10 protein-coding genes are annotated in these 11334 nt (G+C 64.0%); 8 read left to right on the top strand and 2 right to left on the bottom strand.

Annotation, left to right across the window (positions count from 1 at the left end):
* The first annotated feature begins 260 nt into the window (after positions 1 to 260).
* The 3 genes from metK to ASD04_RS09705 all read left to right on the top strand — a co-directional run bounded on the left by metK (position 261) and on the right by ASD04_RS09705 (position 2860).
* Positions 261 to 1517, top strand: a complete 1257-nt coding sequence (gene metK, locus ASD04_RS09695; protein WP_056255809.1) for a methionine adenosyltransferase — start codon at positions 261 to 263, stop codon at positions 1515 to 1517.
* Positions 1518 to 1655: 138 nt separating this feature from the next.
* A complete protein-coding gene (gene trmB, locus ASD04_RS09700; RefSeq protein ID WP_056255811.1) occupies positions 1656 to 2366 on the top strand; it encodes a tRNA (guanosine(46)-N7)-methyltransferase TrmB in 711 nt (236 codons plus the stop codon).
* A 110-nt stretch (positions 2367 to 2476) separates the two neighbouring features.
* Complete coding sequence (locus ASD04_RS09705; RefSeq protein WP_056255820.1) at positions 2477 to 2860, top strand: helix-turn-helix domain-containing protein; 384 nt, start codon at positions 2477 to 2479, stop codon at positions 2858 to 2860.
* Between the two features lie 45 nt (positions 2861 to 2905).
* On the opposite strand, the gene ASD04_RS09710 is transcribed toward ASD04_RS09705, so the two are convergent.
* Complete coding sequence (locus ASD04_RS09710; RefSeq protein ID WP_056255823.1) at positions 2906 to 3205, bottom strand: hypothetical protein; 300 nt, start codon at positions 3203 to 3205, stop codon at positions 2906 to 2908.
* Between the two features lie 259 nt (positions 3206 to 3464).
* Here ASD04_RS09710 and ASD04_RS09715 point away from each other — a divergent pair, with 259 nt between their 5' ends.
* From ASD04_RS09715 to infB, 5 genes are all read left to right on the top strand, one after another.
* The gene (locus ASD04_RS09715) at positions 3465 to 4130 is read left to right on the top strand and encodes an FAD-binding oxidoreductase (RefSeq protein WP_056255824.1); all 666 of its coding nucleotides are present in this window, start codon (positions 3465 to 3467) and stop codon (positions 4128 to 4130) included.
* 254 nt (positions 4131 to 4384) lie between these two features.
* A complete protein-coding gene (gene rimP / locus ASD04_RS09720) occupies positions 4385 to 5008 on the top strand; it encodes a ribosome maturation factor RimP (protein WP_056255826.1) in 624 nt (207 codons plus the stop codon).
* Positions 5009 to 6607, top strand: coding sequence for a transcription termination factor NusA (gene nusA / locus ASD04_RS09725; RefSeq protein ID WP_056255828.1), 1599 nt, complete (start codon positions 5009 to 5011; stop codon positions 6605 to 6607). It begins immediately after the preceding gene.
* A 28-nt stretch (positions 6608 to 6635) separates the two neighbouring features.
* Positions 6636 to 7337 carry an RNA-binding protein gene (locus tag ASD04_RS09730; protein ID WP_280137672.1) on the top strand — a complete coding sequence of 234 codons (702 nt, stop codon included), beginning with the start codon at positions 6636 to 6638 and terminating at the stop codon, positions 7335 to 7337.
* Complete coding sequence (gene infB / locus ASD04_RS09735) at positions 7330 to 10170, top strand: translation initiation factor IF-2 (protein ID WP_056255831.1); 2841 nt, start codon at positions 7330 to 7332, stop codon at positions 10168 to 10170. Before ASD04_RS09730 ends, infB begins: the two co-directional genes overlap by 8 nt.
* Before the next feature lie 431 nt (positions 10171 to 10601).
* Here infB and ASD04_RS09740 read toward each other — a convergent pair whose 3' ends face one another.
* Complete coding sequence (locus ASD04_RS09740) at positions 10602 to 11228, bottom strand: L,D-transpeptidase (protein WP_056255833.1); 627 nt, start codon at positions 11226 to 11228, stop codon at positions 10602 to 10604.
* Positions 11229 to 11334: the final 106 nt, after the last annotated feature.

The following is an 11334-nucleotide window of genomic DNA, read 5'->3' on the forward strand; positions in this document are numbered from 1 at the left end:
ACTGCTCCAAAAACCGGCGCCCCGAGACGGCTTCCGTCTCACTATTAATTACTCAGGGGCGTCAGCCGTCTCGGGGTCCGCCCATCCATGACAACCGCAATACAGGCGGCGCTTCCGCTTGCACCAAACTATGCTCCAAAAGCTGCGCGAAGGCATAAAGCTTTCTTTATATCCCGCTTGACCGAAATGGCGATGGATGCCACAAACGGCGCGGAATGGCTCGTTTTGAGCGTTTTTAGGCAGTTTCAGGGGATTTCGGTTTGGCACGCTCTTCATATCTCTTCACCTCGGAGTCGGTATCCGAGGGTCATCCGGACAAGGTGTGTGACCGGATTTCCGATGAAATTGTCGACCTGGTGTTCCGCGAGGCCAAGAAGGCGGGCATGGATGCTTCCCGGGTCCGCATCGCCTGCGAGACGCTGGCCACGACCAATCGCGTGGTGATTGCCGGCGAAGTGCGCGTACCCGAAACGCTGCTCAAGAAGGGCAAGGACGGTCAGGTGCTGCTCGACAAGTCCGGCGCACCGGTGGTCAATCCGGCCAAGTTCAAGTCGGCGGCGCGCAAGGCCATTCGCAGCATCGGCTACGAGCAGGCCGGCTTCCACTGGAAGACGGCCAGGATCGACGTGCTGCTGCATGGCCAGTCGGCCGACATCGCCCAGGGCGTGGACGAAGCGGGCAACAAGGATGTGGGCGCGGGCGACCAGGGCATCATGTTCGGCTATGCCAGCCGCGAGACCCCCGAACTGCTGCCGGCGCCGATCTATTACGCGCACAAGATTCTCGAAACCCTGACCACCGCGCGCAAGGCCAATCATGGCCCGGCAGGCAAGCTGGGGCCGGATGCCAAGAGCCAGGTCACCGTGCGCTACGAAGACGGCAAGCCGGTGGGCGTGACCCAGATCGTGCTGTCGACCCAGCATCTGGACGAGACGCTGACCTCGGCCGACGTGCGCAACATCGTCGAGCCCTATATCCGCGAAGCGCTGCCGGAAGGCTGGATCGACGCCAAGACGGTCTGGCACATCAACCCGACGGGCAAGTTCGTGGTCGGCGGTCCCGATGGCGATGCCGGCCTCACCGGCCGCAAGATCATCGTCGATACCTATGGCGGCGCGGCGCCGCATGGCGGCGGCGCCTTTTCCGGCAAGGACCCGACCAAGGTCGACCGCTCGGCCGCCTATGCGGCGCGTTATCTCGCCAAGAACGTGGTCGCGGCGGGCCTGGCCGATCGTGCCACGATCCAGCTTTCCTATGCCATCGGCGTGGCGCAGCCGCTGTCGATCTATGTCGACCTGCACGGCACCGGCAAGGTCGAGGAATCGGTGGTCGAGACCGCCCTGGGCAAGGTGATGGACCTGACGCCGCGCGGTATCCGCACTCATCTCGATCTCAACAGGCCCATCTATGCCAAGACCAGCGCCTATGGCCATTTCGGCCGCAAGGCCGGCCGCGACGGCAGCTTCTCCTGGGAAAAGACCGACCTGGTTGGGGCCCTCAAGGCCGCGGTGAAGTAATCCCCGCCTGCTCGTGATGCACTAAAATCACCGCGTCATTCCCGCGAAAGCGGGAATCTCTCTACCCAGGAAGAGTGGATTCCCGCTTTCGCGGGAATGACGCGGTGGTATATGGCGCCGCGCAGCGCGGAGACAACCATGACCAAACCGGATCACCAGCTCCCCAAGACCCGCTCGGGCGAGCCGCGCGCCTTTTTCGGGCGGCGCTCGGGCAAGAAGCTGCATGGCGGGCAGCAGGCGGTGTTCGACGCCACCCTGCCGGCTCTCGAAATCAAGCTGAGTGGCAAGCTGGATCCGCGCGACCTGTTTGCCGATGCGAACCGCATCATCATCGAGATCGGTTATGGTGGCGGCGAGCATCTGGCGCTGGAGGCCGGGCGGCACCCTGAGACCGGCTATATCGGTTGCGAGGTGTTTACCGGCGGCATCGGCAAGATGGTGCAGACCATCGCCGCCGAGGGGCTGGGCAATATCCGCCTCTATACCGACGACGCGCTCAAACTGCTGCTGGCGCTGCCCGACGCATCGGTGGATGAAATCTACCTGCTCTATCCCGATCCCTGGCCCAAGACGCGCCATCACAAGCGGCGGTTTGTCTCACCCACTACCCTGGGCGCGCTGGCGCGGGTGATAAGGCCGGGCGGGCAGTTCCACTTTGCCAGCGATATCGAGGACTATGCCGATTGGACCCTGGCCCATATCGTGCGGGCGCCGGACTTCCGGTTTGCGCCGGAAAAGCCGGGCGATTGGCACCAGCCCTATCCCGGCTGGCAGGCGACGCGCTATGAGCAGAAAGCGCGCCGCGAAGGGCGCCTGGTGAGCTTTTATTTCAGCTTCACGCGGGTTTAGTCACCCACATTGATGACCATCATATCAAAGTTTAATGGCCCGCGGCACTGGTAGCGTCACAATCGCGCCCCATATGCGAACCTCGATCCACACTGTTTCCGAGGCTCGCCATGTCCAGTTTGTCCAAGTCCAACCAGCACGAAAACGACGTGCTGATGGTCAGGCCCGGCAAGTGGACGCTGACTATCGTCACCATGTTGCGCACCGAAACGCTGCGCTTCAACGAGCTGAAACGGGCGGGCGGCATTTCCCAGAAGACGTTGACAATGACCCTGCGCGAACTGGAGCGCGACGGCTTCATTACCCGCACGATGTTCGCGACCATTCCGCCCCGCGTCGATTATTCGCTGACCGAGCTGGGCCGCGAATTGCTGGAGCTGGCAGACAGCCTGCGGGGGTTCGCGGATCGCAATCGCGACCAAATCCTGGCGGCCCGCCACCGCTTCGATATCACGGGCGGCGATCCGGCCATCCGGCTCATGCACGCCCAATAGGCTACGGGCGCCGCCGGTGAACCGGCGGCGCCGTGGGCAGAACGCCTAGAGCTGAACCTGCTCGAGCGAGCCGGGCTTGAAGAACTGCATGGTCTGGCTGCCGTCTTCGAGCGTGACATAGGCGCGGATCAGGCCGCTCCAGTCTTCGACGGCGGTGGCGTTGACGCCCTTCTGCTGCAGCTGGCTGAGAACCGAATCAGCGATGAATTCACGCATCTCGGTCGAGCCGCCACCAAACACGGTGTTGATGTCGCTTTCCTCGGGAGCCGGGGCCGCGAAGGCGGGAACGGCAACGCCGGCCAGCGAGGCAGCGGCGACGAGGGCGATAATGGTGTTCTTGATCATTTCGGTGTTCCTTTCGTTTTGAACACAGCGGAAATGATCCTGCCCGGTTGTCCCCGCAAGACGCGATATCAGCTATTCCTGCCCTTGAAGTCCGGTCGATGATTGCGAGAGTTTTGCCAGTGATATCAAGGCGTTTGCGAGCGCCCCGGTTTCCTCGATGCTACCGTGTATCTTCCAGGCGACCCCAGGCGCTGCGGGCGTTCGGGCGGGGAGGAACCATTGCGGTGGCCCCGCGTCTAACAGGCACAAGGAGATTGCCATGCCCACCCGCGTCCAGATTTTGAAGACCGAAATGGTCACCCACAATGTCCGCCACTATCGCGTCGAAAAGCCGAAGAATTTTCATTTCGGCCCCGGACAGGCCACCGAAGTCAGCATCGACAAGCCGGATTGGGCGGACAAGAAGCGGCCTTTCACCTTTACCTCGCTGCAGGACGAGCCGACGCTGGAATTCACCATCAAGAGCTACCGCGACCATGCCGGCGTCACCAATGCGCTCTGGAACTGCGAGACGGGCGATTATCTGCTGCTGCGCGATGTGTGGGGCACCATCCAGTATAAGGGGCCGGGCACCTTCATTGCCGGGGGCGCGGGCGTCACGCCCTTCATCGCCATCTTGCGCAGCCTCAATGCGAAGGGCGGGCTCAATGGCAACCGGCTGATCGTCTCCAACCGGACCGAAAAGGACATCATCCTGCGCGACGAATTCGAGGCGATGGACGGGCTCGAGACGCTGTGGACCGTGACAGAGGATCCGAAGTCCAAACTGCTGCAGGAGCGGATCGACACGGCTTTCCTCAAGCAGCACATTTCCCGCTTCGGCCAGCACTTCTATCTCTGCGGCCCGGACGCCATGGTCGCCGACCTGCGCGCGTCGCTGGAGGAACTGGGCGCCGACGTGAACAGCGTGACCTGGGAGAAATAGGGACACGCCCTCGTGGTTCGAGGCGCCAAGAGGCGCGCCTCACCATGAGGACTACTGAGAGCGCGGAGTTTAAAGTGGCCGCCATGGTGAGGTGCGAGCCCCTCGCGAGCCTCGAACCACGAGGGCGTGGCACTGCAGCTTCTGTCCCGCCCTTGCCACTCCCGCCCAACGGCGCTATATAGGCGCCAACATCTCAGCAAGTTTGCAGAGTGGGAGCCGCCCGGCCCCGCTCTTTTTTATTACCGAAGGGGCCGATGAGCTTCGATCTCACCGAAAAGCGCTACATCAGGGAAACGGGCCTGGAAGCCAGGGTTTCGCGTATCGTCGAGCCGGTGGCCAATGGCCTGGGCTTTTCGCTGGTGCGGGTAAAGATCACCCAGGAAAACGGCATGACGCTGCAGATCATGGCCGAGGACGAGAACGGGCGCTTCACCATCGTTAATTGCGAGACCCTCTCCAAGGACCTCTCGCCGGTGCTCGATGTGGAAGACCCGATCGACCGCGAATATCATCTCGAAGTCAGCTCGCCCGGCATCGACCGGCCGCTGGTGCGCAAACGCGACTTCGCCGCCTATGCCGGCCACGAGGTCAAGATCGAACTGGCGGACATGATCAATGGCCGCAAGCGCTTCCGCGGCTTCATCAAGGGCGTCGACGACGAGGCTGTGACCATTACCCTGCCCGACGCCCCCGCCGGGACCGATCCCGACCACCGCCTGCTGTTTTCCACCCTGGCGGAAGCCAAGCTGGTGATGACCGATGCGCTGATGGAAAAAGCGCGCATCGACCAGGAAGCCCACCCCATCGACGACGATGAGACCGAGACGGTCGAAATCGCCAATGACGACGACGATTCTATCTCCGAGGAGACACACTAAATGGCCGTGAGCGCGAACCGCCTCGAACTGCTGCAGATCGCAGATGCCGTTGCCCGCGAAAAGTCGATCGACCGCATGGTGGTGATCGAGGCGATGCAGGACGCCATGGAAAAGGCGGCCAAGGGGCGCTACGGCGCCGAGACCGAGATCAAGGTCGAGATCAATCCGCGCTCGGGCGAAACCCGCATGTGGCGCCTGCTCGAAATCGTCGAGGACGTCGAAGAGACCAGCCGCCAGATCGATCTCAAGCACGCCCAGCTCAAGTCGCCGGAAGCCAAGGTCGGCGATTTCCTCACCGAGCCGCTGCCGCCGATGGAATTCGGGCGTATTGCGGCGCAGTCGGCCAAGCAGGTCATCGTGCAGAAGGTGCGCGATGCCGAACGCGAGCGCATGTATGACGAGTATTTCAACCGCATCGGCGAGATCGTCAACGGCACCGTCAAGCGCGTCGAATATGGCAATGTCATCGTCGATCTGGGCCGGGGCGAAGCCATTATCCGCCGCGACGAGCTGATCCCGCGCGAAATGTTCCGCTATGGCGACCGCGTGCGCGCCTATGTCTATGACGTGCGCCGCGAACAGCGCGGCCCGCAAATCTTCCTCAGCCGCACCCATCCGCAGTTCATGGCCAAGCTGTTCATGCAGGAAGTGCCTGAAATCTACGATGGCGTCATCACCATCCGCTCGATTGCCCGCGATCCGGGTTCGCGCGCCAAGATCGCGGTGACCTCGTCGGACAGCTCGATCGATCCGGTCGGCGCCTGCGTCGGTATGCGCGGTTCGCGCGTCCAGGCCGTGGTCGGCGAATTGCAGGGCGAAAAGATCGACATCATTCCGTGGACGGACAGCATTGCCGATCTCGTTGTCAGCGCCTTGCAGCCGGCCGATGTGGCCAAGGTGGTGCTCGACGAGCAGGCCGAGCGCATCGAAGTGGTGGTTCCCGACGAGCAGCTCTCGCTGGCCATCGGCCGCCGCGGCCAGAATGTGCGCCTCGCCAGCCAGCTGATCGGCTGGGATATCGACATCCTGACCGAGCAGGAAGAAAGCGAACGCCGGCAGAAGGAATTCACCGAACGCTCGACCCTGTTCATGCAGGCCCTTGACGTTGACGAGATGGTTGCCCAGCTATTGGCTTCGGAAGGCTTCTCCTCGGTCGAGGAACTGGCCTATATCGACGCCAATGAAATCGCGTCGATCGACGGGTTCGACGAAGAAACCGCCGGCGAAATCCAGAACCGCGCCACCGAATACCTGGCGGCCATCGACAAGGCCCATGACGAAGAGCGCAAGGCGCTCGGCGTCGAGGACGAGCTCTATGAAATTGCCGGCCTCACCGCCGCCATGCTGGTCGCGCTGGGCAAGGACGGCGTCAAGACCGTGGAAGACTTTGCCGGCTGCGCCTCGGACGACCTGATCGGCTGGAGCGAACGCAAGGACGGCGAGACCAAGCGCTTCGAAGGCACCTTCAAGGATTTCCCGGTCAGCCGCGAGGAGGCCGAGGACATGATCCTGCAAGCCCGCATCAAGGCCGGGTGGATCAACGAAGAAGACCTGCCGCCGGTCGAAGGCGGCGACTATGCCGAAGAGGCTTCGGCCTAAGGGCCGAATCCGAGCGAGGGCACCAGAGATGGCCCGGCGCGAAGAAACGACCAGAATGTGCGCTCTGACACGGGCTGAGAAGCCCGTGGCGGAGCTCATCCGCTTTGTGCTGGGGCCCGATGGCGTGCTGGTGCCCGACACCGACGCCAAGGCCGAGGGCCGTGGCGTCTGGATCAGCCTCAGCCGCGATGCCGTGGCCGAGGCGGTCAAGAAAAAGGTGTTCGCGCGCAGCCTCAAGACCGAGGTTCGCCTGCCGGACGACCTGCCCGGACTGGCCCAGGTCAGGCTGGAACAGCGCTATCTCAATGCGCTGGGCATGGCGCGCAAGGCCGGGCAACTGACCTTTGGCGCCACCAAGGTCCGCAGCCTGATCGAGACAGGGAACCTCATTGCCCTGATCACCGCCACCGATGCCGCCGAAGACGGGCGCAGCAAAATGGTGGGACCGCTCAAGGCGCTGCATTACGCGGCGGCGGAAGAAGAAATAGACGGCTTCGAAGTGCCCCATTTCGAATTGCTCTCCTCAGAGCAAATGGGTTTGGCACTCGGGCTGGAAAATGTGATACATGCTGCCCTCACGAGAGGGGCGGCAGCCCAAGCGGCAGTGGAAAAGGCCCGTAGACTGGCTCTTTACACTGCCAAACCGACGGAAAAGGACACCGACCGCCTTGCGGTTGACGGTGACCTTTTGCCCGAGGCCACCGACGAAAGACGCGAGATACATGGCTGATAACGACGACAAGCGCACCGACGACACTGGCGCGAAGAAGACGCTGACATTGAAGGGCGGCCCAGGCCTGGGCAACCGTCCGGGCATGTCGCGCGGTCCTTCGCGCTCGACGGTTGTTGTCGAAAAGCGCACGCGCCTGGTTCCCAAGCCCAATGCTCCGAGCGCTCCGCATCGGCCGCAGCCCGGTGCCCCGGCACAGGGCCAGCGTCCCGCCGCCGGCCGTCCGGCCGCTGCGCCGCGTGCGCCGCTGGGACTGAGCGCCGCCGAGGCCGAGGCCCGCCGTCAGGCGCTGGCTTTGGCCGGCGCCCGCCAGGCCGAGGACAAGGAACGTTTCGCGGCCGAAGAAGCGCGCCGCATGGAAGACGACGCGCGCCGCCGCCAGGTTCGCGAGGAAGCCGAGCGCGCCGACGAGGAACGCCGCCAGGTCGTATCCGAGGAACCGGCGCCAGTCGTCAGCGAAGCGGCGCCTGCCGCTGCGGCCGAGCCGGAAGCCGCCGCACCTGCGCAGGCCGACGAGCCGGGCTATACCCCGGCATCGCAGCGCAATCCCGGCCCGTCCAGCGTGCGCGTGGTTGCCGGCCGCCCCGGCCAGCCGCCGCGCCCGACCCGTCCGGCCGGTGAACGCCCAAGCGGCAATACCCGCCCGGAAAGCGAACGCGGCGCCAATGCGCTGCTCCGTCCTGGCACCGCCGGGGCTCGCCCCGGTGCGCCCGGCGCGCGTCCCTCAGGCACCGCTGGCCGTCCGGCCGGCGAACGTCGTCCGCCCGGCTCGGGCATGGCGCCGATCGGCAACGTGCCGCCGGCTCCGCCCAGCGAAGCCGATGGCCGCAAGGTCCGCACCGGCGCGCCGCAGGTTCGCCCGACCACCGAAGCCGAGCTCGAAAACGCCCGCCGCGCCTCGCGTGCCACGCCGGAACGGCCGACGCGCCGTGCCGGCGAGGATGCCAATGCCCGCGGCCGCCTGACGGTGACCAATGCCGGCGCTGAAAGCGATCGCGATCGTGGTCCTTCGCTCGCCGCCATGCGCCGCCGCCGCGACAAGAAAATGGGCCGCAACCAGCAGGATGCGCCCAAGCTCAGCCGTGAAGTCGTCATTCCCGAAGTCATCACGGTCGCCGAGCTGGCCAACCGCATGGCCGAGCGCTCCGTCACCGTCATCAAGATGCTGATGGCGCAGGGCACGATGGCAACCATCAACGACGTGCTCGATGCCGATACGGCCGAGCTCATCGCCAGCGAGCTGGGCCACACGGTCAAGCGCGTGTCGGAAGCCGACGTCGAAGAAGGCCTGTTCGATATCGCATCGGACGATAAGGCCGAGGACCTGACCGATCGTGCGCCGGTCGTGACCATCATGGGTCACGTCGACCACGGCAAGACCAGCCTGCTCGACGCCATCCGCGAAGCCAATGTGGTTTCGGGTGAAGCCGGTGGCATCACCCAGCATATCGGCGCCTATCAGGTCGAAAAGAACGGCAGCAAGATCACCTTCCTCGATACGCCGGGCCACGAGGCGTTCACCGCCATGCGTGCCCGCGGCGCCCAGGCGACCGATATCGCCGTGCTGGTGGTGGCAGCCGATGACGGCGTGATGCCGCAGACGATCGAATCCATCAAGCATGCCAAGGCGGCCGGGGTTCCGATCATCGTGGCCATCAACAAGATGGACAAGCCGGAAGCCAACCCGACCCGCGTCCGCACCGAGCTGCTGCAGCACGAAGTGTTCGTGGAATCGATGGGCGGCGACGTGCTCGACGTGGAAGTTTCGGCCAAGACGCAGGCCGGTCTCGACAAGCTGCTCGAAACCATCCTGCTGCAGGCCGAAGTGCTGGAGCTCAAGGTGGCCCGTGATGGCCGCGCCGAAGGCCTGGTCATCGAAGCCAAGCTCGATCGCGGCCGCGGCGCCGTTGCCACGGTTCTCGTGCAGCGCGGTACCCTCGCCATCGGCGACATCCTGGTCGCCGGCACCGAATTTGCCCGCGTCCGTGCCCTGATCAACGACAAGGGCGAGCAGGTCAAGGAAGCCGGCCCCTCCATTCCGGTGGAAGTGCTGGGCTTTACCGGCGTGCCGAGCGCGGGCGACCGCTTCTCGGTCGTCGAGACCGAAGCCCGTGCCCGCGAAGTCACCGAATATCGTCAGCGCGCCATCCGTGAAAAGACGGCCGGCGGCGGCGCCACCAGCCTCGAGCAGATGATGAATCAGCTCAAGGTGGCCGGTATCGCCAAGTTCCCGCTGATCATCAAGGGCGACGTGCAGGGTTCGGTGGAAGCCATCGTCGCTTCGCTCAACAAGCTCTCGACCGACGAAGTGTCGGCGCAGATCCTGATGAGCGCGGTGGGCGGCATCACCGAATCCGACGTGACACTGGCTTCGGCTTCGAACGCCATCGTCATCGGCTTCAATGTCCGCGCCAACAAGCAGGCATCGGATCTCGCCACCCGCGACGGCATCGAAATCCGCTACTACAACATCATCTACGACCTCGTGGATGACGTGAAGAACGCCATGAGCGGGCTGCTCAAGCCCGAACGTCGCGAGACCTTCATCGGCAATGCCGAAATCCTCGAAGTCTTCCAGATCACCAAGGTCGGCAAGGTCGCCGGCTGCCGGGTCACCGAGGGCATCGTGGAACGCGGCGCCGGCGTGCGCCTCATCCGCGACAACGTCGTCATCCACGAAGGCAAGCTCAAGACGCTCAAGCGCTTCAAGGACGAGGTCAAGGAAGTCCAGACCGGCCAGGAATGCGGCATGGCCTTCGAAAATTACGAAGACATGCGCCAGGGCGACGTCATCGAATGCTTCCGCGTCGAGACAGTGCAGCGCACGCTGTAAGTTTCACGGCCAGGAATGCAAAAGGGCGCGGTGCAGACCGCGCCCTTTTTCGTTGTTCTCGATCCACTCCTACACACGGTGTCATCCCGGCCTTGAGCCGGGATCCACCCTGAGATGGCTGTTCTTGCAGAGTTGTCGTTCGGAACCACCTTGCGGATGTGGGACGATCCCAGGATGGGCCCCGGCTCAAGGCTGGGGTGACATCGGGATGGGATCGTTCGGTAGCCCCTTCAAACCAAAAAGCCCGCCCCCCTGTTCGGGAGCGGGCCTTTTCAATTTCATTCCGGGCCTCTGTCGCGGCAGCGGAAAACTTTGCTTCGGTGACTACGGATTCCGAAACAAGGCGCCCCGCTGCCGCGGCAGCGACCCGGATGGGTCCTCAAGTCGCAATTCCGCACGGGAAACCGGGACCACTTTCCCTGGAATTGCTTTTAGTTGATCACCACGACGCGGGAGCCGGTGGGCACGCGGGCGTAGAGATCGATGATGTCCTGGTTCATCAGGCGGATGCAGCCGGAGGAGACATTGGTGCCGATCGTATAGGGCTCGGTGGTGCCATGTAGGCGGAATAGCGTGTCGCGGCCGTCCTTGTAGAGATAGAGCGCACGCGGGCCAAGCGGGTTGGTCGGGCCGCCTTCCATGCCGCCGGCATAGGGGCCGTAGCGTTCGGGTTCGCGGGCGATCATCGAGCGGGTGGGTGTCCAGCGCGGCCACTGGGCCTTGCGGCCGATCGTGGCGGTGCCGCGGAAGACCAGCGATTCATCCTTGCCGACGCCAATGCCATAGCGGATCGCGCGGCCGCCTTCGAGCACCAGGTAGAGGAAATGCTGGGGCGTATCGATAACGAGCGTGCCCGGCCGCTCATTGGTCATATAGGGCACTTCCTGGCGCCACCACTTGGGATCGACACGGCGCAGGTCCATGGCGGCGACCGGGTAGGGTTCGCCGAGCACAGCGCCATACATGCGCTGATAGTAAGGATCAACGACGGGCTCCTGCACGACCGGGGTCCGGGTGGAGGAGCAGGCGGCGAGGGCGGTGGCGGAGAGGCCAATCATGAAAAGGCGACGAGAGAGCAAGGTGGTTCCCTGGGTAAGCGGGTGACGCAATTTCGTGGTCGGCCAGTGGGTAAGCAAAGGCCGGGAGGTTCGCTAGTGCAGGAAA

The sequence above is a fragment of the Devosia sp. Root436 genome (assembly GCF_001426345.1).
Classification (GTDB): Bacteria; Pseudomonadota; Alphaproteobacteria; order Rhizobiales; family Devosiaceae; genus Devosia.